Below are 23,551 nucleotides of genomic sequence, written 5' to 3'. Positions count from 1 at the left end.
TGCCGTCACGAAGGCCCCGGTACGGGTTTCCCGTACCGGGGCCTTCGTATGTCCGTCTGGGACTCGCCCCAGCGCTGCGGACGCTACGGACGCCGCGCCGATGTCACCCGGTACACGTCGTACACGCCCTCCACGCCCCTGACCGCCTTCAGGACATGGCCCAGGTGCTTGGGGTCGCCCATCTCGAAGGTGAAGCGGGAGGTGGCGACGCGGTCACGGGAGGTCTGGACGGCCGCGGAAAGGATGTTGACGTGCTGGTCGGACAGGACGCGGGTGACGTCCGAGAGCAGCCGGGAGCGGTCCAGGGCCTCGACCTGGATGGCGACCAGGAAGACCGACGACTGGGTGGGGGCCCATTCGACGTCGAGAATCCGCTCGGGCTGCTGGGACAGGGAGTCCACGTTGACGCAGTCCGCACGGTGGACGGAGACTCCGCTGCCACGGGTGACGAAGCCGATGATGGGGTCGCCGGGGACAGGCGTACAACAGCGGGCCAGCTTCACCCAGACGTCCTCGACGCCCTTGACGACGACACCCGGGTCGGCGGCGGCCCGGCGCTTGCGGCCGCGGACCCGGGACGGCGGAGCGGTTTCGGCGATGTCCTCGGTGGCGGCCTCCTCACCGCCGAGGGCCTGGACGAGCTTCTGGACAATGCTCTGGGCGGTGACATGACCCTCGCCGATCGCCGCGTACAGCGAGGAGATGTCGCTGTAGCGCATCTCGTGGGCCAGCGTCACCAGGGAGTCGCCGGTGAGGATGCGCTGGATCGGCAGGTTCTGCTTGCGCATGGCGCGCGCGATGGCGTCCTTGCCCTGCTCGATCGCCTCGTCGCGGCGCTCCTTGGAGAACCAGGCGCGGATCTTGTTGCGGGCGCGCGGCGACTTGACGAAGCCGAGCCAGTCGCGCGAGGGGCCCGCGCCGGTGGCTTTGGAGGTGAAGACCTCGACCAGATCGCCGTTGTCGAGGGTGGATTCGAGCGGCACGAGGCGTCCGTTGACGCGGGCGCCTATCGTGCGGTGGCCGACCTCGGTGTGCACGGCGTACGCGAAGTCGACGGGGGTGGCGCCCGCGGGGAGCGCGATGACGTCGCCCTTCGGCGTGAAGACGAAGACTTCGTTGCGGGACAGGTCGAAGCGGAGGGACTCCAGGAACTCGCCCGGGTCCTCGGTCTCCTTCTGCCAGTCCAGGAGCTGTCGCAGCCACGCCATGTCGTTGATGGCGTCCTTGTCCTTGCCGACGCCCTTGGGGACGTCGGTACGCACCTTGGAGGCACCGGCGGAGGGATCCTGCTTGTACTTCCAGTGTGCGGCGATGCCGTACTCGGCACGGCGGTGCATGTCGAACGTGCGGATCTGGAGTTCGACGGGCTTGCCGTTGGGTCCGATGACCGTCGTGTGCAGCGACTGGTACATGTTGAACTTCGGCATCGCGATGTAGTCCTTGAACCGCCCGGGGACCGGGTTCCACCGGGCGTGGACGGTACCGAGCGCCGCGTAGCAGTCGCGGACGGTGTCGACGAGGACGCGGATGCCGACCAGGTCGTAGATCTCCGCGAAGTCACGGCCGCGGACGATCATCTTCTGGTAGACGCTGTAGTAGTGCTTCGGCCGGCCGGTGACCGTCGCTTTGATGCGGGCGGCGCGCAGATCGGACTGGACCTCGTCGGTCACTATGGCGAGGTATTCGTCGCGCTTGGGCGCCCGCTCGGCGACGAGCCGCACGATCTCGTCGTACATCTTGGGGTAGAGGATCGCGAAGGCGAGGTCCTCCAGCTCCCACTTGATGGTGTTCATGCCCAGCCGGTGCGCCAGCGGGGCGTAGATCTCCAGCGTCTCGCGGGCCTTCTTCTCCTGCTTCTCCCGCTTGAGGTAGCGCATCGTGCGCATGTTGTGCAGACGGTCGGCGAGCTTGATGACCAGGACGCGCGGGTCCTTGGCCATGGCGACGACCATCTTGCGTACGGTCTCGGCCTGCGCGGCCTCGCCGAACTTGACCTTGTCGAGCTTGGTGACGCCGTCGACGAGGAGGGCGACCTGGTCGCCGAAGTCACGGCGCAGGGTGTCCAGGCCGTACTCGGTGTCCTCGACGGTGTCGTGCAGCAGTCCGGCCATCAGGGTGGCCGGGTCCATGCCCAGCTCGGCGAGGATCGTGGTGACGGCGAGGGGGTGCGTGATGTACGGGTCGCCGCTCTTGCGCTTCTGGCCGCGGTGCCAGCGCTCGGCGACCTGGTAGGCGCGCTCGACCTGGCGGAGTGTCGAGGTCTCGATCTTCGGGTCGTTGCTGCGGACGATCCGCAGCAGGGGCTCCAGCACCGGGTTGTACGGGCTGGAGCGCTGCACGCCGAGCCGTGCGAGGCGGGCGCGGACCCGGTTGGAGGAGCCGCCGGAGCGTGTCGCAGGAGCCGGAGCAGGCGCGGGGGTGGGCTTCGGAGCCGACACAGACGCAGCGGTCGAGCCGTTCGCGCTCCCCCAGCCCTCGGCCGGGGAAACCCCCATCCGGCGCTCGGGCGCTGCTGACCCGGTCTGCTCCGCGGACTTCTTCTCGGGCGTGACAGGGGCCGCCACAGCCTTGTCGGCCTGCTGGTCGGGCTGCGCGGTCGCGGGCTGGGCCTCGTCTGGCAAGAGCGCTCCTCGTGGGATCCGGGTCCCCCGGTCAGGCCCGGAAATCCCATGGTATCGATCCCGGGCGCCGGGCTCGCCCCGGGACGGTGGACTGTCCAGAACGCGGAACGGGCACCCGGTGTTCCCGGGTGCCCGTTGCGTATGCCTCGAAGGCTGGTCAGAGGGTGATCAGAGCCTTGAGCGGGGCTCCGCGCAGGGCCGGCTCCAGGCGGGCCCGGCCGCCGAGGAAGCCCAGCTCCATGAGGATCGCGACGCCCGCGACCTCGGCGCCTGCCCGCCGGATCAGCTCCAGCGACGCCTCGGCCGTGCCACCGGTGGCGAGGACGTCGTCGATGACCATGACGCGGTCGTCCGCGTCGAGGTCCTCGGCGTGCACCTCGATCTCGGCGCTGCCGTACTCCAGCTCGTACGCCTGCGACAGCGTCGCTCCGGGGAGCTTGCCCGCCTTGCGCACGGGGACGAAGCCGAGGCCCGCCCGTACCGCCACCGGCGCGGCCAGGATGAAGCCGCGCGCCTCCAGGCCCACGATCTTCGTCGCGCCGTGCGTCACGCACAGCTCGGCGAGGGCCTCGGTGAGCGCGGTGAAGGCCGCCGGGTCCGCGAGGAGGGGTGTGATGTCCTTGAACAGCACGCCCGGCTTCGGGTAGTCCGGCACATCGCGGATGCGGCTGAGCAGCAGCTCCTGCGTGGTGGCGGTCATCGGCGCTTCCCCGAGGGGCGGCCCCGGCCGCGGCCGCGCTGGCCGACGACGGCACCGGCCCCTGCGGCCGCACCCGGCCGCGTGTCCTGCGGCGCGTCCGGGCCCGCAGCGTCCGGCTCCTCCGCGGACTCGCCCTTGGCGGCCGCGGCCGCCCGCTTGGCGAGGACCCGCTTCTTCAGAGCCTTCATCTGCGGCTCGCGTTCCTTCAGGTCGGCGACCAGCGGAGTGGCGATGAAGATCGACGAGTACGCACCGGCGGCGAGACCGACGAACAGCGACAGCGAGATGTCGTTGAGCATGCCCGCGCCGAGGAAACCGCCACCGATGAAGAGCAGACCGGCGACCGGCAGCAGCGCCACGACCGTGGTGTTGATGGAACGCACCAGCGTGCCGTTGATCGAACGGTTGGCGATCTCGCTGTACGTCCAGCGGGTCTGCTTGGTGATGTCCTTCGTGCCTTCCTTGAGGCTGTCGAAGACGACCACCGTGTCGTACAGCGAGTAACCGAGGATCGTGAGCAGACCGATCACCGTACCCGGCGTGACCTCGAACCCGACCAGGGCGTAGATACCCACCGTGATCGTGATGTCGTGGATGAGTGCCACGAGAGCCGCGACCGCCATACGCCATTCGAAGGCGATCGCCAGATAGATCACCACGAGGATCATGAAGACGCCGAGGCCGGTCCAGGCCTTGTTGGCGATCTGCTCACCCCAGCTGGGGCCGACCAGCTCCGCGTTGATCTCGTCCGCGGGGAGCTTCATGTCGTCGGCGAGCTGCTTGCGCACCTCGTTGGACTGCTGGGTGTCCAGCTCGCTGACCTGGATACGCAACGTGTCGTTGCCGAGCTTCTGGACGATCGCCGGGTGGCCGGAGGCCTCCTGTGCGTACTCCTGGGCCTGGGTGACGGACACGCTCGTCTTCGGGGTGGTGAAGACGGCACCGCCCTTGAACTCGATGCCCATGTTGAGACCCCGCACCGCCAGGCCGACGATGGCCGTGATGGTGATCAGGATCGAGATGCCGTACCAGATCTTCCGCTTGCCGATGAAGTCGTAGCCGACCTCACCGCGGTAGAGCCTGGCGCCGATGGTGCCGAGACGCGACATCTCACGCCTCCTTCGGGTCGATGGGGGCGGAGACACGGCGCGTGCGGCGCAGCGGGGGCTTCGCACCGAGACGCTTCGGGTCCAGTCCGGACCACGGGTGGCCGCTCGAGAAGAACTTCGTCCGGGCGAGGACCGTCATGATCGGCTTGGTGAAGAGGAACACGACGACGACGTCGAGCAGGGTGGTCAGGCCGAGCGTGAACGCGAAGCCCTGGACCTTGCCGACGGTGACGATGAAGAGCACCGCCGCGGCGAGGAACGACACGAAGTCGGAGACCAGGATGGTGCGCCGGGCGCGCGGCCAGGCCCGCTCGACGGCCGGGCGGAGCGTTCGGCCTTCGCGGATCTCGTCACGAATGCGCTCGAAGTACACGATGAACGAGTCGGCGGTGATACCGATCGCGACGATCGCACCGCAGACCGCCGGCAGGTTCAGCGCGAAGCCGATGGCCGGGCCGAGCAGGGACATCAGGGTGTACGTGAGGATCGCCGAGACCAGGAGGCTCAGCAGGGCGACCAGGGACAGGCCGCGGTAGTACACCAGCAGGTAGATCACGACCAGCGCGAGGCCGATGGCGCCCGCGATGAGGCCCGCCTTGAGCTGCTCACCGCCGAGCGCGGCGGTGACGGTCGTGACGCTCTGCTCCTGGAAGCTCAGTGGGAGGGCGCCGTAGCTCAGGATGTTGCCCAGGTCCTGGGCGGACTGCTGGTCGAAGCTGCCGGAGATCTCGGCGCTCGCGCTGAGCGTCTGGTTGACCTGCGGGGCGGAGACGACCTCGCCGTCGAGCACGATCGCGAACTGGTTCATCGGCGAGGGCTGCTGCGACAGCTTGCTGGTGATCGCCTGGAACTTCTTCGAGCCCGCGCTCGTGAAGTCCATCTGGACGATCCAGATGCCGCGCTGCGGGTCGAGGACGCCCTTGGCGTCGTCGACGTCCTTGCCGTTGACCTCGGCCGGGCCCAGGAGGTACTTCTCCCAGATTCCCCCGCTGTTCTTACCGCAGGCGACGGTCGGGTCCTCGGGCTTCACGCCCTTGCCGGCGTTGGCACGGGCCGTCTTGTCCAGGCAGTTCAGCGTGGTGAACTTCTTCTCCGCCGCGGCCGTGGCAGCGTTGCCGGTGGGCGTCGGCGCCGGCGGCTCGGGGGCCTTCGGCTTGTCCGTGGCAGGGCCGGTCGGGGTGGGCGTGGGCGCCTTCAGCGCGTCGGTGACGGCACGGCCCTGGGTGGTGGGGCTGGTGCTGGGTGCGGTCGCCTTGTCCTTACCGTCCGTGGCCTTGTCCCCCGGCTTACCGGACGGCGAGGCGCTCGGGCTGGCGGAGGGCTGCGGCGTCGCCGGGCCACCGGCCGCGACATTGAGCACCGGGCGGAAGTACAGCTGGGCGGTGGTGCCCACCTGCTTCTGGGCCTGCTCCGAGTTCGTCCCCTTGGGGATGTTGACGATGATGTTCTCGCGGCCCTGGGTCTGGACCTCGGACTCGGAGACGCCCAGACCGTTCACACGGCGCTCGATGATGCCGACCGCGGTGTTCATGTTGGTCTCGTTGACCGAGCTCTCCTTGCCGGGCTCCGGCACGGCCTTGAGCGTGATCGTCGTACCGCCGGCGAGGTCGATGCCCAGCCGCGGGGTGGTGTGCCCCGACCAGAACATCCCGCCGGTCAGCGCGGCCATGACGACCAGGATCAGAACCAGGGCACGCCCCGGCTTGCCCTGACCTCCCGGCGCCCTTCGGCCCTTCTTCGGTGCTGCCACCTTCTCGTTTCTCCCTGTCCTACCGTCCCGCGCCGGGTGTGCGACGTGACGGCCACGAAGTGTTGTGGGGACCTGCCCCCGCGGAAGAAGTCGGCACGCACCGGGGACCGCGGGCGCCGATGGGCGCGCCGCGGTCCCCGGTCGCGGCTACTTCGCGTCGGTGTCGCCGTCGCTCTTGTCGTCGCCCTTGGCGTCCTTGGCCTCGGGCGCGGCCTCGGCGTCGTCCGCCTCGTCCTTCTTGCCCAGGTCGATCTTGGCATCCGCGGCGTCGTCGGGGGCCCCGGCGTCGGTCAGCGAGGTGGGGGTACCTCCCGCGCCGCCAGGCGCAGGGGGCGCGTCGTCCGGGACGGGCGGGGTGTCGCTCTTGAGGTCGCTGTCACCGTCGCCGTGCACGATGCGGTTGTACTCCTCGTCGTCGAGGACGGCCCCGATGGCGTTCTTCGCGAACACGAGGTGGACGCCGGGCGCGGCCTCGAGGAGGACCGTGTCGTCGTTGACGTCCTTGACGGTGGCGTAGAGGCCGCCGATGGTCCGCACGCCGGCGCCGGGCTGCATCTGGTTCCGCATGTTCACCGCCGCCTGCTGCTTCTTCTTGGCAGAGCGGGTCATCAGGAACATGGCCCCGATGAGCACGATGAAGGGGAGAAGGGTCACGATATCCACGGGACGGAATTCCTTCGCACGACCGCGATGGGGAGCGGCCTGATCTACGGGGGTGGGTACGCCGTCCTGGACGGGCGGCATCGGCGGAGTCTAAGCGAGTCCGCATCGATGGAACAACGCCCAGCATGGCACCCCGGTTCCCGGCCCGGCGACCCTCCGCGCCGTCACGCCCCGAACAGGCCCTGTTGTCCGCTTGCGCCCGCGCCCTGCTGCTGCGGCGGTACGAGGCCGAGATGCGCCCATGCCGCGGGCGTCGCCACCCGGCCGCGCGGAGTGCGGGCCAGCAGCCCCTCCCGTACCAGGAACGGCTCGGCGACCTCCTCGACGGTCTCACGCTCCTCCCCCACGGCCACGGCGAGGGTCGACAGGCCGACCGGCCCGCCGCCGAACAGCTTGAGCAGGGCCTGCAGCACCGCCCGGTCGAGCCGGTCGAGGCCGCGCCCGTCCACCTCGTACACCCCGAGGGCCGCGGCTGCGATGTCGCGGGTGATCCGGCCGTCCGCCTTGACCTGGGCGTAGTCCCGGACGCGGCGCAGCAGCCGGTTGGCGATTCGGGGCGTGCCGCGGGAGCGGCCGGCGATCTCGGCGGCGCCTTCGGTGTCCGTCTCGACGTCGAGGAGCCTGGCGGAGCGGTGGATGACCCGCTCCAGCTCGGCGGGCTCGTAGAACTCCATGTGCGCGGTGAAGCCGAAGCGGTCGCGCAGCGGCGGCGGCAGTAGTCCGGCCCTGGTCGTGGCGCCGACCAGGGTGAACGGAGGGAGCTCCAGCGGGATGGCGGTGGCGCCGGGGCCCTTGCCGACGATGACGTCGACCCGGAAGTCCTCCATCGCCATGTAGAGCATCTCCTCGGCGGGCCGCGACATGCGGTGGATCTCGTCGAGGAAGAGGACCTCGCCCTCCTGGAGGGAGGACAGGATCGCCGCGAGATCACCGGCGTGCTGGATGGCGGGGCCGGAGGTGATGCGGATCGGGGCGCCCATCTCCGCCGCGATGATCATGGAGAGGGTGGTCTTGCCGAGTCCGGGCGCGCCGGAGAGCAGGACGTGGTCGGCGGTGGCGCCGCGCGCGAGGGCCGCCTTCAGGACCAGGTCCAGCTGCTCCCGTACCCGCTCCTGGCCGACGAACTCGTCGAGCGACTTGGGGCGCAGCGCCGCCTCGACGGCCTGGTCCTCCCCGTCGGCGGCCGCGCCGACAAGCCGTCCGTCGGCGGAGTCGTCGGTCGGCGGTGCGGTGTCGTCCCAGTTCACAGTGGATTGCCTCGCGGGTTCGGCGGGTTTCAGCGGATCGCGGATCGGGGGCTGCGGGTCAGCGGGTGCGGTTGAGGGTCTGGAGAGCGGACTTCAGAAGCCGGCCCACGTCCGGCGCGCCGCCCGCCGCCTGCGGCGCGACCGCGGTGACCGCCTCGTCGGCCTCGCGCGTCGCGTAGCCGAGGCCGATCAGCGCGGCGTGCAGCTGGTCGCGCCAGGACTGGCTGACCGGGGCGCCGACGGCCGGCGCGGAGCCGAGCGGTTCACCCAGCCGGTCCTTCAGTTCGAGCAGCAGCTTCTGGGCGCCCTTCTTGCCGATACCGGGGACGGCGGTCAGCGCCTTCTCGTCGTCGGTCGCGACCGCGCGCCGCAGCGCGTCGGGGCTGTGCACGGCGAGCATCGCCTGGGCGAGGCGCGGGCCGACACCGCTCGCGGTCTGGAGCAGCTCGAAGACCTGCCGCTCGTCGTCGTCCGCGAATCCGTAGAGCGTGAGGGAGTCCTCTCTCACGACCAACGACGTGGCGAGCCTGGCCTCCTGACCGATCCTCAGCTCCGACAGGGTGTTCGGCGTGCACTGGACGGCCATGCCGACGCCGCCGACCTCGATCACGGCGGTGGTGGGAGCGAGGGCGGCCACCGGGCCGCTCACAAAGGCGATCATGAAGTGCGGCCTTTCGCTGCGTGCAGGGCGACGGCCTGCTGGAGCCGGTTCTGGGCAGGGGCCCGCCAGATGTGACAAATGGCGAGGGCGAGGGCATCGGCCGCGTCGGCGGGTTTCGGCGGGGCGTCGAGCCGCAGCAGCCGCGTCACCATTGCGCCGACCTGCGCCTTGTCGGCGCGGCCACTGCCGGTGACGGCGGCCTTGACCTCGCTCGGGGTGTGCAGGGCGACGGGCAGGCCGCGGCGGGCGGCGCAGAGCATGGCGACCGCGCTGGCCTGGGCCGTACCCATGACGGTACGCACATTGTGCTGGCTGAACACCCGCTCCACCGCGACCAGTTCGGGCCGGTGCGTATCCAGCCATTCCTCTATGCCGCGCTCGATGGCGACCAGCCGGTGGGCGATGTCCGCATCGGCGGGGGTGCGCACGACACCGACGCCGAGCATCGTCAGCGGGCGGCCCGCGACGCCCTCGACCACGCCGATTCCGCACCGGGTCAGCCCCGGGTCCACCCCCAGCACGCGCACGCGCCACCCCTCCCTTCTTTGCAGCTGAACCCCCGCCGCTCTCGCGGAGCCGGCCACTCGCCGTCCTTGCTGCTCAATCCATGGTCGCGGTCGTCAGACTAACCGCTGCCTCCGACAACGCGACGGGCCGACGGGGTGTGTCCCCGTCGGCCCGTCGTACGAAGCCCGTTGAGCAGCCGGTCAGGCGGCCGGATCAGGCGTCGACCTTCTCCATGACGTCGTCCGAGACATCGAAGTTGGCGAAGACGTTCTGCACGTCGTCGCTGTCCTCCAGCGCGTCGATCAGCTTGAAGATCTTGCGCGCACCCTCCTCGTCCAGCTCGACCTGCATGGTCGGGACGAAGTTGGCCTCGGCCGAGTCGTAGTCGATGCCGGCTTCCTGCAGCGCGGTGCGGACCGCGACGAGGTCGGTGGCCTCGCTGATGACCTCGAAGTTCTCGCCGAGGTCGTTGACCTCCTCGGCGCCCGCGTCCAGGACCGCGCCGAGCACGTCGTCCTCGGACAGTTCTGCCTTGGGCAGAACGACAACGCCCTTGCGGTTGAAGAGATACGACACCGAGCCGGGGTCGGCCATGGAGCCGCCGTTGCGGGTCATGGCGACACGGACGTCGGAGGCGGCGCGGTTGCGGTTGTCGGTGAGGCACTCGATGAGCACCGCGACACCGTTCGGGCCGTAACCCTCGTACATGATCGTCTCGTAGTCGGCGCCACCGGCCTCGAGGCCGGCACCACGCTTGACAGCGGAGTCGATGTTCTTGTTCGGAACCGAGCTCTTCTTCGCCTTCTGAATGGCGTCGAAGAGGGTCGGGTTGCCGTCGACGTCGGCGCCGCCCGTACGGGCCGCAACCTCGATGTTCTTGATCAGCTTCGCGAAGAGCTTGCCGCGCTTGGCGTCGATCACGGCCTTCTTGTGCTTCGTCGTGGCCCATTTAGAGTGGCCGGACATCTGCCTGTCTCCTTCGCGTAACCAATCTCTGCTGCGTTCGCCTGTGATCCTACCGGGACCTGGTCAGTGCGCGGCGCGCACCATGTCCACGAACAGCGCGTGCACGCGGTGGTCCCCGGTCAGTTCCGGGTGGAACGAGGTGGCCAGCGCGTTGCCCTGCCGTACGGCGACGATGTGACCGCCGTGCTCGGCGAGCACCTCGGCCGTGGCGCCCACGGACTCGACCCACGGGGCCCGGATGAAGACGCCCTCGACGGGGTCGCCTTCGATGCCCTTGACCGCCACAGCGGCCTCGAACGACTCGTTCTGCCGGCCGAAGGCGTTGCGGCGCACGATCATGTCGATGCCGCCGATCGTCTCCTGGCCCGAGCGCGGGTCGAGGATCTTCTCGGCGAGCATGATCAGGCCGGCGCAGGTGCCGTACACCGGCATTCCTGCGCGCACCCGCTCACGCAGCGGCTCCATCATGCCGAAGAGATGGGCCAGCTTGGAGATGGTGGTGGACTCGCCGCCCGGTATGACGAGGCCGTCGACCTCGGCGAGCTCGTCGGGGCGCCGGACCGGCCTGGCCACGGCATCAGCCGCGGCCAGGGCGATCAGGTGCTCCCGTACGTCGCCCTGGAGAGCCAGGACACCGATAACGGGAGTGGTCATTACCAGCCCCGGTTCGCGTAGCGCTCGGCCTCGGGGAGGGTGTCGCAGTTGATGCCGACCATGGCCTCGCCCAGGTTGCGGGAGGCATCCGCGATGATCTTCGGGTCGTCGTAGAAGGTGGTGGCCTTCACGATGGCGGCGGCGCGCTTGGCCGGGTCGCCGGACTTGAAGATGCCGGAGCCGACGAAGACGCCCTCGGCACCGAGCTGGCGCATCAGCGCGGCGTCGGCCGGGGTGGCGACACCACCGGCGGAGAACAGCACGACCGGCAGCTTGCCGAGCTGGGCCACCTCGGCGACAAGCTCGTACGGGGCACGCAGCTCCTTGGCGGCGGCGTACAGCTCGTTGTTGTCGAAGCCGCGCAGCTTGGCGATCTCGTTCTTGATCTGGCGCAGGTGGCGGACGGCCTCGACGACGTTGCCGGTGCCGGCCTCGCCCTTCGAGCGGATCATGGCCGCGCCCTCGGCGATCCGGCGCAGAGCCTCGCCCAGGTTGGTGGCGCCGCACACGAACGGGGTCGTGAACGCCCACTTGTCGGAGTGGTTGACCTCGTCGGCCGGGGTCAGCACCTCGGACTCGTCGATGTAGTCGACACCGAGGGACTGCAGGACCTGGGCCTCGACGAAGTGGCCGATCCGGGACTTGGCCATGACCGGGATGGAGACCGCCTCGATGATCTCCTCGATCATGTTCGGGTCGGACATCCGGGCCACGCCGCCGTCCTTGCGGATGTCGGCCGGGACCCGCTCAAGGGCCATGACGGCGACGGCGCCCGCGTCCTCGGCGATCTTCGCCTGCTCGGCGTTGACCACGTCCATGATCACGCCGCCCTTGAGCTGCTCGGCCATGCCGCGCTTGACGCGCGCGGTGCCGGTCTCGGGGGCCTGCGGGGGGGTGGGAAGCGTGCTCACGGATCAACCTCACTCGGATGTGACGTATTGGTGCACCGAGAGAAAACCCTCCGCGACCAGTCCACCGCAAGGGCCAATGGGGAGCCCGTGGCTCGTTTTCAGGATCCCGGGCGGTCCGCGAGCGCCGCGGGGGGCTCGTCGTCCATCTCGAACGCGAGGGGGAAGGGGGCGTGTCCGGCGAGCCGGAACCACCGCACCTTGCGGTGCCGCCGCAGCGCCCTCGCGGCGCGTACGGCGTCGTTGTGGAACCGGCGCGCCATGGGTACGCGCCGCACCGCCGCGGCCAGCTCCCCGGCGGCGTCCTCGCCGCCCGGGGCCTCCCGGACCGCGTCCACCTGTGCCTGCTCCGCGAAGACCGCCCTCAGTGCCTGACTCAGCTCGCTCTCGGCGACCTCGCGCTGCTCCTCATCGGCCTGGCGGGCCGCGTGCGCGGCCTCGTACAGGACGATCGACGCGGCCGGATCCAGCACGCCGGACGTCGCGAGCTCCTGCGTGACCGATGACCTCCGCACGAGCTGGGCGTCCAGCGCGGCGCGGGCGGCGTCGATCCGCGCGTGCAGCCGGTCGAGCCGTCCGGCGGTCCAGCTGAGGTACAGCCCGATGGCGATGAGCCCGACGAGTGTCCAGATCAAGGTTGCGGTCACGGGCGGCAAGGCTACCGGTGCCCTGACCTCCGGGGTCTGTGCCCCTGCCCCGTGCGGGGAACGCTCTGCGTGCCGCGCCGGAAGGATGTGTTCCCCCCACCCCGCCCCTTCCCGGAACTGAGGGCTCCGCCCCCAGCCCCCGGAAGGGGAGCCGGTGCCCAACCCACCCACGGCCCGCACCCGGTGACCGGACCTGGCGCAAACGGACCCCACCACCCACGGCCCGCAGTCGGCGGACGGGCAGGGGTGGGGCCGTGCAGGGTCGGCCCCGCAGGGGCGGCATCGTGCCGGGGCTCATGGGTCCCGGGCCGGATGCCGCCCCGAGGAGTCGAGCCCGGAGGGGCCCCGCCCCACCCCCCACCGGCAGCAGCCGCACCAAGCCCGTCTGGGGGTCCCCCCACGCCCGCAGGGCGTAGGGGGAGATTGAGGACGGACACACCGGGTCACCCGCGGTACCGGGCAACACCGCACCCGCACGCGCACCCCGCACCCCCGGAGGGCTACGCCTCAGTCCCGCGCGAGTCCGAAGCGCGCGCGCAACCCCGGACGTTCGTCCGCCGCGACCGACGCCGCGCCGTCCGTCACCGTCTCGTACACCGCGAGAATGTCCGCGCCCACCGTCGACCAGTCGAAGCGCCGGACGTGCGCGCTGCCCCGGTCACGGAGTTCCGCGCGGCGCCCCGGGGAGCCCAGCAGCCGGAGCGCCGCCTCGGCCAGCGCGTCCGCGTCCTCGTTGGCGAAGAGTTCGCCCGCCGCGCCCTGGTCCAGGACCTGGGCGAACGCGTCGAGGTCGGACGCGAGGACCGGCGCGCCCGCCGACAGCGCCTCGACGAGGATGATCCCGAAGCTCTCACCGCCCGTGTTGGGCGCGACGTACACATCGACGCTGCGCAGCAGCCGTGCCTTGTCCTCGTCGCTGACCATGCCGAGGAACTCCACCCGCGAGCGCATCTCCTCGGGGAGGGAGGCGACCGCCTCCTCCTCGTCGCCACGGCCCGCCACCAGCAGCCGCGTCGCCGGCCGCTCGGCGAAGATCTTCGGCAGGGCCTTCATCAGCACCGGCAGACCCTTGCGCGGCTCGTCGATCCGGCCGATGAACCCGAGCGTGTCGCCCTGCCACTCCGCCTTCGGCTCGGCCCTGGCGAAGAAGTCGACGTCCACCCCGTTCGGGATCACGACCGCGTCACCGCCCAGATGCTCCACGAGCGTCCGGCGCGCGTACTCGCTCACCGCGATCCGCGCGCTGATCTTCTCCAGCGCGGGCTGCAGGATCGGGTACGCCGCGATCATCGCCCGCGATCGCGGATTCGACGTGTGGAACGTGGCCACGATCGGCCCCTGCGCCGCCCAGCAGGACAGCAGCCCCAGCGACGGCGAGGCCGGCTCATGGATGTGGATCACGTCGAACGTGCCGTCGTGCAGCCAGCGCCGCACCCGCGCCGCGGACAGGAAGCCGAAGTTGAGCCGGGCGACCGAGCCGTTGTACGGCACGGGCACGGCCCGTCCCGCCGAGACGACGTACGGCGGCAGGGGCGTGTCGTCGTCCGCCGGGGCGAGGACGGACACCTCGTGCCCGAGCCGGATCAGATGCTCCGCCAGGTCCCTGATGTGGAACTGGACACCACCGGGCACGTCCCACGAGTAGGGGCAGACGATACCGATCCTCACGTCTGCCGCTCCCCTGTGTCACCCGTGTCCCCGCGGTCCAGGTCAGCGAGCCACAGCCGCTGCAGCATGTGCCAGTCCTCCGGGTGGTCGGCGATTCCCGTGGCGAAGGCGTCTGCCAGCGCCTGTGTCATCACAGACGTCTTTTCGGCCCGCGTACCTGTCTCGGGTACGTCGAGGGGCGGGTGGATGCGGCCCTTCATGACCGAGGTCTCGTCGTACCAGAGGGTCACGGGGAGCAGCGGGGCGCCGGTCTGCAGGGCGAGCAGCGCGGGCCCCGCGGGCATCCGGGCCGTCTCGCCGAAGAACTTCACCTCGACGCCCGAGGCGGACAGGTCGCGGTCGGCGACCAGGCACACCATGCCGCCGTCGCGCAGCCGCCGGGCGAGCGTGCCGAAGGCGGAGCCGCCGGTGTGCGGCAGGACCTCCATGCCCAGCGACTCGCGGTAGGCGACGAACCGGTCGTAGAGGGTCTCCGGCTTGAGCCGTTCGGCGACCGTGGTGAAGGGGATGCCCAGGGCACGGGTGACCCAGATCCCCGCGACGTCCCAGTTGGCGAGGTGCGGAAGGGCGAGGACGGCGCCCTTGCCGGCGGCCATCGCGTCGGTCAGATTGTGCACGCCGGTGGGGTCGAAGCTGCTCTTGGCCCGCTCCTGACTCCAGGTCGGCAGGCGGAAGGACTCCATCCAGTACCGCATGTAGGAGCGCATACCGGCCTTCGACAGCTCGGCGAGCCGCTCCGGTCCCGCGTCCGGGACCACCCGGGCCAGATTGGCCTCAAGACGCAGCACGCCCTTGCCGCGCCGCTTCCACGCGGTGTCGGCGATTCTGCGGCCCAGCGCGGCGGCCACCGGTTCCGGGAGCTTCTTGACCGTCCCCCAGCCCAGTCCGTACAGCGCGTCGGTCAGCCGCTCCTTGGCAGCGCTCATGCCCCACTCCCCTGCGAGGTCCCGTGCGGAGAGGCCCCGGCGTCCGCTTCCGCCGCCTCCCGGCGTACCGTCACCACCCGCTGCCCCAGCGTCACCAGCGAGCCCACCGCCACGATCCACAGCGCGATCGGCAGCAGGATCTCGATTCCGGGTACGCCGAATCCGTGCAGCCCGGCGAGCCCCGCCGCGACCAGCGAGATCACCAGCCGTTCCGCCCGCTCCACCAGCCCGTTCACCGCGACCGGCAGTCCGATCGACTCGCCGCGCGCCTTCGTGTACGAGACGACCTGACCGCTCGCCAGACAGAAGATGGCGACCGCACACAGCACATTGTCGTCGCCCTTGCCCGCGTACCACAGCGCGAATCCGCCGAAGATGGCACTGTCGGCGACCCGGTCCAGGGTCGAGTCGAGGAAGGCGCCCCAGCGGCTGGAGGTCCCGGCCTGGCGCGCCATGTTCCCGTCGACGAGGTCCGAGAAGACGAACAGGGTAATGACGATCGTCCCCCAGAAGAACTCTCCGCGCGGGAAGAAGACCAGTGCGCCCGCCACGACTCCGGCCGTGCCGACGAGGGTGACGGCGTCGGGAGTCACTCCGCGGCGGAGCAGAAACGCGGCGAACGGTGTGAGGACACGCGTGAAAAACGCACGCGCGTACTTGTTCAGCATGGCCTTCCCGAGGGGTCGGTGGGCCGCGCGGCCCCAACGGCCACCGGCTGGCCCATCGTAGCCAGGCACGTTCCACGCCAGCGGCCTGGCCCGGTCGCGTACGACGTATGGACGCACCGTGACGGGAGTGGAAAGCTCGAAAGACAACCGCGGGCATCGCCGGAGCCCCCCGGACTCCGGCCGGGGGTACCCCCCATCGCGGCTCCCCCGGTCCGCGCCCTCACCTCACCGTGCAATCAGTCGGGAGGAACGAATCATGGGCGACAAGGCGAACGCACAGCCCGGAGCCGCCGGCAGGGCTACGACGGCCGACCGGCCGACATCCGTTCGGAATGTGGTGCTGGTCGGCCACAGTGGATCGGGCAAGACGACGCTGGTCGAGGCTCTCGCGCTGGCCACGGGAGCGGTCAACCGGGCGGGCCGGGTCGAGGACGGCGGCACGGTCTCCGACTACGACGAGATCGAGCACCGCCAGCAACGTTCCGTACAGCTCAGCCTCGTACCGGTGGAATGGGGCGGGTACAAGATCAATCTGCTGGACACCCCCGGATACGCCGACTTCGTCGGGGAACTCAGGGCCGGTCTGCGAGCCGCGGACGCGGCCCTTTTCGTTGTGTCGGCCGCCCAGGAGGCCGACGCCGTCGCGAGTTCGACGCGCATGGTGTGGGAGGAGTGCGCCGCGGTCGGGATGCCCCGGGCGATCGTGGTCACCCACCTGGAGACGGCGCGCACCGGCTACGAGGAGCTCACCCGGGTCTGCGGGCAGATCTTCGGCGGCGACGATCCCGACGCCGTACTGCCGCTCTATCTGCCCCTGAACGGTCCCGAGGGGGCGGACGGACACGCCCCGGTCACCGGACTGATCGGGCTCCTGTCGCAGAAGCTGTTCGACTACTCGTCCGGAGAGCGTACGGAGACGCCTCCGGGCCCCGACCAGCTGCCGCTCATCGAGGAGGCCCGCAACCGGCTCATCGAGGGGATCATCGCGGAGAGCGAGGACGAGACCCTCATGGACCGCTATCTCGGCGGTGAGGAGATCGACGTCAAGACGCTCATCGACGACCTGGAGAAGGCCGTCGCGCGGGGCGTCTTCCATCCCGTGCTCGCCGCGGCACCCCCCTCCGACGGCGGGAAGCAGGGCCTCGGCACGGTCGAGCTGCTGGAGCTGATCACCGGCGGGTTCCCGACCCCGCTGGAGCGGGAGGCCCCGGTGGTCACCACCCCGGCGGGCAAGGCGGGCCCGAAGATCAGCTGCGATCCGGCAGGGCCGCTGGTCGCCGAGGTGGTCAGGACCGCCTCCGACCCGTATGTCGGGCGCCTGTCGCTGGTCCGGGTCTTCTCCGGCACGCTGCGGCCGGACGAGACCGTGCATGTGTCCGGCCACGGCCTGGAGGACCGCGGGCATGAGGACCACGACGTCGACGAGCGCGTCGGCGCACTGTCCCAGCCGTTCGGCAAGCAGCAGCGCACGGTCGGCCAGTGCATCGCGGGCGATCTCGCGTGCGTCGCGAAACTGTCGCGAGCCGAGACCGGGGACACCCTCTCCGCCAAGGACGATCCGCTGCTGATGGAGCCGTGGGCGATGCCGGACCCGCTGCTGCCCCTGGCCATCCAGGCGCACAGCAAGGCGGACGAGGACCGGCTCTCGCAGGGTCTCGCCCGGCTGGTCGCCGAGGATCCGACGATGCGGCTCGAACAGAACAAGGACACGCACCAGGTCGTGCTGTGGTGCCTGGGCGAAGCCCATATGGATGTGGCCCTGGAGCGGCTGCGCAGCCGCTACGGAGTCCAGGTCGACGTGGTCCCGCACAAGGTGTCGCTGCGGGAGACGTTCGGCGAGCCGTCGGCCGGGCGCGGCCGGCATGTGAAGCAGTCCGGCGGCCACGGGCAGTACGCGATCTGCGAGATCGAGGTCGAACCGCTGCCGCCCGGCTCCGGTGTCGAGTTCGTCGACAAGGTCGTGGGCGGCGCGGTGCCCCGGCAGTTCATCCCGTCCGTGGAGAAGGGGATCCGCGCGCAGGCGGCCCGTGGTGTGGCGGCCGGCTATCCCCTGGTCGACGTCCGGGTGACGTTGCTGGACGGCAAGGCACACTCCGTGGACTCGTCCGACGCCGCGTTCCAGACCGCGGGCGCGCTGGCGCTGCGCGAGGCGGCGGCCGAGGTGCGGATCCATCTGCTGGAGCCGGTGGCCGAGGTGCAGGTCATGGTGCCCGACGAGTACGTCGGGCCGGTGATGAGCGATCTGTCGGGGCGGCGCGGCCGTGTGATCGGCACCGAACAGGCAGGTCCCGGCCGGACACTGGTACGGGCCGAGGTGCCGGAGATCGAGATCGGACGGTACGCGGTGGATCTGCGGTCCATCTCGCACGGCACGGGCCGCTTCGACCGCTCGTACGCGCGGCATGAGGCGATGCCTCCGCAGCTCGCGGACAAGATCCGTGAACAGGCGGAATCCGGCACCTAGTCGGGAGTGCGGCCCCGGTGCCGCCCGCCGTGTTTCCCTTGCGGCGGGCGGCACTTCGGGGCGTGGACCTCTCCCGGGTGAGCATTTCAGGTGGTGCTGACGGGTGGGCCGGTGCCCGGATACGCTGGGGTGCCCAGCTCAGAAGGTGTGCGGGGCGCGGTAGTTGGGAACAGGCCGCAGTGCGGACGGTGGCGGCGATGGGGGCGGCAGTGGCGGACCAGGCATTCGATTTCTCTCCCGGGGCGCAGGTCCCGTTGCAGGGCTCGGCCGGCCAGACGGCCGCGACCCACGCCCTCGCGTCCGCCGCGTACCGTGACACCCCGGTCGACGAGATACTGAAGGCCAACAACGAGTGGCACGAGTCGACGGTGAAGAAGGGCAAGTTCTCGCTCTTCGAGCCGAATCTGGGCGAGGCCTTCTCGCGGGCCGTGCAGGTGCGGATGCTGGGCGGGGCCCGTAAGCCGCTCATCCAGTCGTTCGGCACCGAGCCGCAGGCCGTGGTGGAGCACGCGCTCGCGGCGACCAGGATCCGCAAGGAGCGGGATGCACGGCTGACCGTGGTCATGGTGCTGTTCGGGCTGCTGTTCCTGCCCGGACTGCTGCTGTGGATGGGTATCTTCCAGCTGCGGCGGACGATCGCGGGGGCGCAGGACAAGCGCGCGGGCGCGCTCGGTACGGCGCTGCTGGTCGCCGTCGCCGGCCTGGCGGTGATCTTTCTGGTCCGGCTGCCGTTCACCGGCCTCTGGGCGTACTACCTGCGCGGGATGATCGTCGCCCCGGTCATCGGCTGGCTGCTGGCGAAGCGGATCTGCGAGTCCACCGCGAAGGACATGCGGGAGCGCTGGGAGAGCCTGCTCTCCGGGGGCGCCATCGGAGCCAAGGTTCCCGAGGCCGTCCCCGGCAATCCGAACGAGACGGCCGCCGAGCAGCTGCGCCAGGCCCTGGAGAAGCTCACGGCCGAGCAGCAGTCGAACTCGGTCTTCTACGCCGGCCCCAAGGGAATACTCGGCATGGGCACCCGCTGGGGCAGCTGGCAGCTCGCCGAGGAGCTGGTGGCCAAGGAGCCGGGCAAGGAGTTCCACCAGTTCCGCAGCTGGGACGTCATCAAGGTCATTCACGATCAGCTGACGCTGCTGCAGCGCGGCCCGCTGCACACGGGGGGCTTCCCCAAGCCGTCCGTGAAGCACTGGATCGTGGTGCCGGTCGGGGAGGGCGCGAAGGAGGTGGCCCGGCCCGAGGGCCAGGACGTGGACACGTTCCAGGTGAAGCGCCACGAGATACAGCGGATCTGCGACCACCAGCAGTTCGGCAGCGGCAACCGCCACTATCTGGGCGTGCAGTTCACCCTGTGGGACGGCCAGCTGGTGATCACCATGCTGATCACGGTGACGGTGCTGTACGAGACGCTGCGCATCGAGGTGACCGGCCACGCGCTCGGCCCGGTCCACTCCCTGTTCACCACCAAGCCGACGCCCAAGACGGTCGAGGTGGCGAAGACCGTGCGGTTCTGGGAGACCGTCGAGCGGCATCTTCCGCTGGTGGAGACGCGCGAGGTGGTGCGGCTCGCGGTCCGGGCGCCCTTCACCTGGTATCCGCCGCTGCTCGACTTCCTCGGCGGGAAGCTGGTGCTCCCCGAGCCGTTCGGGCTGCGGCACGCCTGGGCGGAGCAGCCCTGGCGGCACCGTTTCATGGCGGACGACGCGATGCGCGCGGCGACGCCGGTGCTGCGGGTGACGCACGCGGCCGCGATGAAGGTGCTGGAGGAGAACGGCGTGAACACCGAGCGCTTCAGCAACCGGTCCATGATCGTCAGCGGTCTGGTGCAGGACGCGTCGCCGCGCAAGGCGGACGCCTACGACGCGTAGGGCCTGTCCGGTATCAGGCCCTGGCCTTGCCCATGGCCGTAGGGGGTGCCCCGCGGGCTGTGTCGTACGACGGCGTTGCGGCGTTACGCCGGCGGCCAGGCGTCCGCGAGCATCTTCCGGGTGTCGGCGAGGAGTTGGGGCAGCACCTTGGTGTGGCCGACGACCGGCATGAAGTTGGTGTCGCCACCCCAGCGCGGCACGACGTGCTGGTGCAGATGGGCCGCGATGCCGGCCCCGGCGACGGTGCCCTGGTTCATGCCGATGTTGAAGCCGTGCGCCCCGGAGGCCGTCCGCAGCGCTGTCATCGCCCGCTTGGTGAACGCGGCGAGCTCGGCGGTCTCCGGCTCGTCGAGGTCCGTGTAGTCGGCGACGTGCCGGTAGGGCACCACCATCAGATGCCCGCCGTTGTACGGGTACAGGTTGAGCACGGCGTACACGCTGTCGCCGCGCGCTATGACGAGTCCGTCCTCGTCGGACTTGGCGGGGATGGAGCAGAAGGGACAGCCGTCTTCGGCCCCGGGCCCGGTCGGCTTGTTCTCGCCCTGGATGTAGGCCATCCGATGGGGCGTCCACAGGCGCTGGAAGGCGTCCTGGATGCCGACTCCGATCTGCTGCTCCGGCTCACTCGTCATGTGGTGCAGCATATGACTTCGCCCGTCCGGAACGTGTCGCCGGGGGCGGACCCGGAGGACGCCCGCGATGCTGGGCCGATGGACGTCGACGAAGGAGAGACCCCGCTCCAGCGCTGGGAGGGGCGGGTCGAGCTGCCACTGTTCTGGGCCTCACTGGTCTTTCTCGCCGCCTACTCGGTGCGCGTCCTGGCCGGGGACGTGGACCGGATCTGGCGGGAGATCGCGTTCGCGGTGATGCTGCTGATGTGGATGGGGTTCACGGCCGACTACGTGGTGCGGCTCCGGCTGAGCGGACAGCGGCTGCACCGCTTCCTGCGGACCCACTGGCTGGACACGCTGGTCCTGGTCCTCCCGCTGCTCCGCCCCCTGCGGCTGCTCAAGGTCTACACCGCGGTGCAGCGACACCGGGACCAGCCGCGGCTCAGCCTGCACGCACGCGTGATCGCGTACGCGGGCGTGACGGCGGTCCTGCTGGGCTACTCGGGGGCGCTCACCGTCTACCACCAGGAACACCGGGCACCCGGGGCGACGATCCGTACCTTCGGGGACTCCCTGTGGTGGGCGAGCGAGACGCTGACGACCGTCGGGTACGGGGACGTGACGCCGGTGACGCGGCTGGGCCGGCTGATCGCCGTCGGGATGATGATCTGCGGGCTGGCCCTGCTGGGTGCGGTGACCGGCTCGTTCTCGTCCTGGCTGGTCCAGATCTTCGCCCGGGAGGACGAGAAAGGGCCCCCGGAGGACGGGCGTCCTCCAGGGGCCTCTCCATAAGGCACCGCGGGCCTTGAGGGACCGCGGGCCTTGAGGGACCGCGGGCCCCATCAGATCTCGGTGCGCTCCTCGACAACCTTCGCGATCTTGGCGATGGCCTCGTCGACCGGAATGCCGTTCTCCTGGGAACCGTCGCGGTAGCGGAAGGACACCGCGCCGTTCTCCATGTCCTCGTCGCCCGCGATGACCATGAAGGGCACCTTCTGCTTCTGGGCGTTGCGGATCTTCTTCTGCATACGGTCCGAGGAGGCGTCCACCTCGACGCGCAGTCCCTGCTTCCTCGCCTTGGCGGCGAACTCCTGCAGATACGGGACGTGAGCGTCGCCGATCGGGATGCCCAGCGCCTGGACGGGCGCCAGCCACGCCGGGAAGGCACCCGCGTAGTGCTCGAGCAGCACCGCGAAGAAGCGCTCGATGGAGCCGAACAGCGCACGGTGGATCATGACCGGGCGGTGCTTGGTGCCGTCGGGGCCGGTGTACTCCAGGTTGAAGCGCTCCGGCAGGTTGAAGTCGAGCTGGACCGTGGACATCTGCCAGGTACGGCCGATCGCGTCCTTCGCCTGGACGGAGATCTTGGGGCCGTAGAAGGCCGCGCCGCCCGGGTCGGGGGTGAGCGGGAGGCCCTGCTTCTCGGCCACCTGCCGCAGCACCTCGGTGGCCTCCTCCCAGACCTCGTCGGAGCCGACGAACTTCTCCGGGTCCTTGGTGGACAGCTCCAGGTAGAAGTCGGTCAGACCGTAGTCGCGCAGCAGGTCGAGGACGAAGGTGAGCGTGGTGTCCAGCTCCTCCGCCATCTGCTCCTTGGTGCAGTAGATGTGCGCGTCGTCCTGGGTGAAGCCGCGGGCCCGGGTGAGGCCGTGCACGACGCCCGACTTCTCGTACCGGTACACGGTGCCGAACTCGAAGAGGCGCAGCGGCAGTTCACGGTAGGAACGCCCGCGCGAGTCGAAGATCAGGTTGTGCATCGGGCAGTTCATGGGCTTGAGGTAGTAGTCCACACCCTCGTCGAGCTGCATGGGCGGGTACATGCCCTCGGCGTACCAGTCCAGGTGGCCCGACTTCTCGAACAGCTTGCCCTTGGTCGCGTGCGGCGAGTACACGAACTCGTAGCCGTGCTCCTCGTGGCGCTTGCGCGAGTAGTCCTCCATGACCCGGCGGATGACGCCGCCCTTGGGGTGGAAGACCGCGAGACCGGAGCCGACCTCGTCCGGGAAGGAGAACAGGTCCAGCTCGTTGCCCAGCTTGCGGTGGTCGCGCTTCTCGGCCTCGGCGAGGAAGTCCAGGTGGGCCTTCAGCTCTTCCTTGGACGGCCAGGCGGTGCCGTAGATGCGCTGCAGCATCGGGTTCTTCTCGCTGCCGCGCCAGTACGCCGCCGCGTTGCGCATGAGCTTGAACGCCGGGATGTTACGGGTGGTGGGCAGGTGGGGACCGCGGCAGAGGTCCTTCCAGCACAGCTCGCCGGTCTTGGCGTCCAGGTTGTCGTAGATGGTCAGCTCGCCGCCGCCCACCTCGACATTCGCGCCGTCGTCGGTCGACGCGGAGCCCTTGATGCCGATGAGCTCCAGCTTGTACGGCTCGTCGGCGAGCTCCTCGCGGGCGGCCTCGTCGGTGACGACGCGCCGCGAGAAGCGCTGGCCGCGCTTCTGGATCTCCTGCATCTTCTTCTCGATGGCCTTGAGATCCTCGGGGGTGAACGGCTTCGCGACATCGAAGTCGTAGTAGAAGCCGTCACGGACCGGCGGGCCGATGCCGAGCTTGGCCTCCGGGAACAGCTCCTGCACGGCCTGCGCCATGACATGCGCGGTGGAGTGCCGCAGGATGTTGAGGCCGTCCTCGGAGGAGATCTCGACGGGCTCGACGGCCTCGCCGTCCTTCACCTGGTACGAGAGGTCCTTCAGATCCCCCGCGATCCGCGCGGCGATCACGGTGCGCTCGCCGGCGAAGAGCTCGGCTGCCGTGGTGCCCGTCGTCACCACTCGCTCTTCCCGCTCGGAATCGCGTTGGATGATCACACGGACGTCTGACACCGGTCTCTCCTGTCTGAGGGGGAGCACGCACTGACACATCGCGCATGCATTACGCCATGCTACCGAGCCGTGCAGGCCGCTCGCGAAACGGTTTCTC

The 23,551-nt window shown here is 70.1% G+C and carries 20 protein-coding genes; 3 read left to right on the top strand and 17 right to left on the bottom strand.

What is annotated here, in order from left to right; translation table 11 throughout:
- Window positions 1–83: 83 nt before the first annotated feature.
- The 15 genes from ACZ6ZQ_RS09195 to pgsA all read right to left on the bottom strand — a co-directional run bounded on the left by ACZ6ZQ_RS09195 (window position 84) and on the right by pgsA (window position 15,695).
- Window positions 84–2,621 carry a RelA/SpoT family protein gene (locus ACZ6ZQ_RS09195; RefSeq protein ID WP_469767914.1) on the bottom strand — a complete coding sequence of 846 codons (2,538 nt, stop codon included), beginning with the start codon at window positions 2,619–2,621 and terminating at the stop codon, window positions 84–86.
- Window positions 2,622–2,778: 157 nt separating this feature from the next.
- Entirely contained in the window at window positions 2,779–3,321 is a 543-nt protein-coding gene (locus ACZ6ZQ_RS09190; RefSeq protein ID WP_469767913.1) for an adenine phosphoribosyltransferase, read from the bottom strand.
- Window positions 3,318–4,430 (bottom strand): protein translocase subunit SecF, encoded by a 1,113-nt coding sequence (gene secF, locus ACZ6ZQ_RS09185; RefSeq protein ID WP_469767912.1) that lies wholly within the window; start codon window positions 4,428–4,430, stop codon window positions 3,318–3,320. The genes ACZ6ZQ_RS09190 and secF overlap by 4 nt, the downstream gene beginning before the upstream one ends.
- Before the next feature lies 1 nt (window position 4,431).
- Window positions 4,432–6,180 (bottom strand): protein translocase subunit SecD, encoded by a 1,749-nt coding sequence (gene secD, locus ACZ6ZQ_RS09180; protein WP_469767911.1) that lies wholly within the window; start codon window positions 6,178–6,180, stop codon window positions 4,432–4,434.
- Between the two features lie 147 nt (window positions 6,181–6,327).
- Window positions 6,328–6,843: a preprotein translocase subunit YajC gene (gene yajC, locus ACZ6ZQ_RS09175; RefSeq protein WP_469767910.1), complete on the bottom strand. Its 516-nt coding sequence runs from the start codon at window positions 6,841–6,843 to the stop codon at window positions 6,328–6,330.
- Window positions 6,844–7,007: 164 nt separating this feature from the next.
- Window positions 7,008–8,090 carry a Holliday junction branch migration DNA helicase RuvB gene (gene ruvB, locus ACZ6ZQ_RS09170; RefSeq protein WP_453666260.1) on the bottom strand — a complete coding sequence of 361 codons (1,083 nt, stop codon included), beginning with the start codon at window positions 8,088–8,090 and terminating at the stop codon, window positions 7,008–7,010.
- Window positions 8,091–8,148: 58 nt separating this feature from the next.
- A complete protein-coding gene (ruvA, locus tag ACZ6ZQ_RS09165; RefSeq protein ID WP_469767909.1) occupies window positions 8,149–8,751 on the bottom strand; it encodes a Holliday junction branch migration protein RuvA in 603 nt (200 codons plus the stop codon).
- Window positions 8,748–9,278 carry a crossover junction endodeoxyribonuclease RuvC gene (gene ruvC, locus ACZ6ZQ_RS09160; protein WP_469767908.1) on the bottom strand — a complete coding sequence of 177 codons (531 nt, stop codon included), beginning with the start codon at window positions 9,276–9,278 and terminating at the stop codon, window positions 8,748–8,750. The genes ruvA and ruvC overlap by 4 nt, the downstream gene beginning before the upstream one ends.
- Window positions 9,279–9,471: 193 nt before the next feature.
- A complete protein-coding gene (locus ACZ6ZQ_RS09155; protein ID WP_469767907.1) occupies window positions 9,472–10,224 on the bottom strand; it encodes a YebC/PmpR family DNA-binding transcriptional regulator in 753 nt (250 codons plus the stop codon).
- Between the two features lie 63 nt (window positions 10,225–10,287).
- Complete coding sequence (gene pdxT / locus ACZ6ZQ_RS09150) at window positions 10,288–10,878, bottom strand: pyridoxal 5'-phosphate synthase glutaminase subunit PdxT (protein WP_469767906.1); 591 nt, start codon at window positions 10,876–10,878, stop codon at window positions 10,288–10,290.
- Window positions 10,878–11,789 carry a pyridoxal 5'-phosphate synthase lyase subunit PdxS gene (pdxS, locus tag ACZ6ZQ_RS09145; RefSeq protein ID WP_453668760.1) on the bottom strand — a complete coding sequence of 304 codons (912 nt, stop codon included), beginning with the start codon at window positions 11,787–11,789 and terminating at the stop codon, window positions 10,878–10,880. Before pdxS ends, pdxT begins: the two co-directional genes overlap by 1 nt.
- A gap of 98 nt (window positions 11,790–11,887) precedes the next feature.
- Window positions 11,888–12,433: a LemA family protein gene (locus ACZ6ZQ_RS09140; RefSeq protein ID WP_469767905.1), complete on the bottom strand. Its 546-nt coding sequence runs from the start codon at window positions 12,431–12,433 to the stop codon at window positions 11,888–11,890.
- Between the two features lie 507 nt (window positions 12,434–12,940).
- Complete coding sequence (locus ACZ6ZQ_RS09135; protein ID WP_469767904.1) at window positions 12,941–14,101, bottom strand: glycosyltransferase family 4 protein; 1,161 nt, start codon at window positions 14,099–14,101, stop codon at window positions 12,941–12,943.
- The gene (locus tag ACZ6ZQ_RS09130; RefSeq protein ID WP_469767903.1) at window positions 14,098–15,027 is read right to left on the bottom strand and encodes a phosphatidylinositol mannoside acyltransferase; all 930 of its coding nucleotides are present in this window, start codon (window positions 15,025–15,027) and stop codon (window positions 14,098–14,100) included. The genes ACZ6ZQ_RS09135 and ACZ6ZQ_RS09130 overlap by 4 nt, the downstream gene beginning before the upstream one ends.
- Window positions 15,024–15,695 carry a phosphatidylinositol phosphate synthase gene (gene pgsA, locus ACZ6ZQ_RS09125; RefSeq protein WP_469767902.1) on the bottom strand — a complete coding sequence of 224 codons (672 nt, stop codon included), beginning with the start codon at window positions 15,693–15,695 and terminating at the stop codon, window positions 15,024–15,026. Before pgsA ends, ACZ6ZQ_RS09130 begins: the two co-directional genes overlap by 4 nt.
- A 256-nt stretch (window positions 15,696–15,951) precedes the next feature.
- On the opposite strand from pgsA, the gene ACZ6ZQ_RS09120 reads away from it, so the two are divergent.
- Window positions 15,952–18,159 (top strand): elongation factor G-like protein EF-G2, encoded by a 2,208-nt coding sequence (locus tag ACZ6ZQ_RS09120; protein WP_469767901.1) that lies wholly within the window; start codon window positions 15,952–15,954, stop codon window positions 18,157–18,159.
- A gap of 209 nt (window positions 18,160–18,368) precedes the next feature.
- On the top strand, window positions 18,369–20,024 hold the full coding sequence (locus tag ACZ6ZQ_RS09115) for a hypothetical protein (RefSeq protein ID WP_469767971.1): 1,656 nt from the start codon (window positions 18,369–18,371) through the stop codon (window positions 20,022–20,024).
- Window positions 20,025–20,107: 83 nt separating this feature from the next.
- Here the strand turns inward: ACZ6ZQ_RS09115 and ACZ6ZQ_RS09110 are convergent, their stop codons facing one another.
- Window positions 20,108–20,668 carry an HIT family protein gene (locus ACZ6ZQ_RS09110; protein ID WP_453668752.1) on the bottom strand — a complete coding sequence of 187 codons (561 nt, stop codon included), beginning with the start codon at window positions 20,666–20,668 and terminating at the stop codon, window positions 20,108–20,110.
- A 66-nt stretch (window positions 20,669–20,734) separates the two neighbouring features.
- Here ACZ6ZQ_RS09110 and ACZ6ZQ_RS09105 point away from each other — a divergent pair, with 66 nt between their 5' ends.
- Entirely contained in the window at window positions 20,735–21,427 is a 693-nt protein-coding gene (locus ACZ6ZQ_RS09105) for a potassium channel family protein (RefSeq protein ID WP_469767900.1), read from the top strand.
- Between the two features lie 50 nt (window positions 21,428–21,477).
- Here the strand turns inward: ACZ6ZQ_RS09105 and thrS are convergent, their stop codons facing one another.
- Window positions 21,478–23,454 carry a threonine--tRNA ligase gene (gene thrS, locus ACZ6ZQ_RS09100; protein WP_469767899.1) on the bottom strand — a complete coding sequence of 659 codons (1,977 nt, stop codon included), beginning with the start codon at window positions 23,452–23,454 and terminating at the stop codon, window positions 21,478–21,480.
- Window positions 23,455–23,551 lie beyond the last annotated feature (97 nt).

The organism is Streptomyces sp. NPDC053673, from assembly GCF_055585225.1.
The sequence above is the reverse complement of the archived record's forward strand: the minus strand, read 5'-3'. Positions and strand labels throughout refer to the sequence as shown.

Excerpts from the sequence above, each read along its gene's own strand:
- ACZ6ZQ_RS09155 (WP_469767907.1), bottom strand. The coding sequence starts at position 10,224 with ATGTCCGGCCACTCTAAATGGGCCACGACGAAGCACAAGAAGGCCGTG.
- ACZ6ZQ_RS09120 (WP_469767901.1), top strand. The coding sequence starts at position 15,952 with ATGGGCGACAAGGCGAACGCACAGCCCGGAGCCGCCGGCAGGGCTACG.
- pgsA (WP_469767902.1), bottom strand. The coding sequence starts at position 15,695 with ATGCTGAACAAGTACGCGCGTGCGTTTTTCACGCGTGTCCTCACACCG.
- pdxT (WP_469767906.1), bottom strand. The coding sequence starts at position 10,878 with ATGACCACTCCCGTTATCGGTGTCCTGGCTCTCCAGGGCGACGTACGG.
- ACZ6ZQ_RS09110 (WP_453668752.1), bottom strand. The coding sequence starts at position 20,668 with ATGCTGCACCACATGACGAGTGAGCCGGAGCAGCAGATCGGAGTCGGC.
- ACZ6ZQ_RS09105 (WP_469767900.1), top strand. The coding sequence starts at position 20,735 with ATGGACGTCGACGAAGGAGAGACCCCGCTCCAGCGCTGGGAGGGGCGG.
- secF (WP_469767912.1), bottom strand. The coding sequence starts at position 4,430 with ATGTCGCGTCTCGGCACCATCGGCGCCAGGCTCTACCGCGGTGAGGTC.
- ACZ6ZQ_RS09130 (WP_469767903.1), bottom strand. The coding sequence starts at position 15,027 with ATGAGCGCTGCCAAGGAGCGGCTGACCGACGCGCTGTACGGACTGGGC.
- ruvA (WP_469767909.1), bottom strand. The coding sequence starts at position 8,751 with ATGATCGCCTTTGTGAGCGGCCCGGTGGCCGCCCTCGCTCCCACCACC.
- ACZ6ZQ_RS09190 (WP_469767913.1), bottom strand. The coding sequence starts at position 3,321 with ATGACCGCCACCACGCAGGAGCTGCTGCTCAGCCGCATCCGCGATGTG.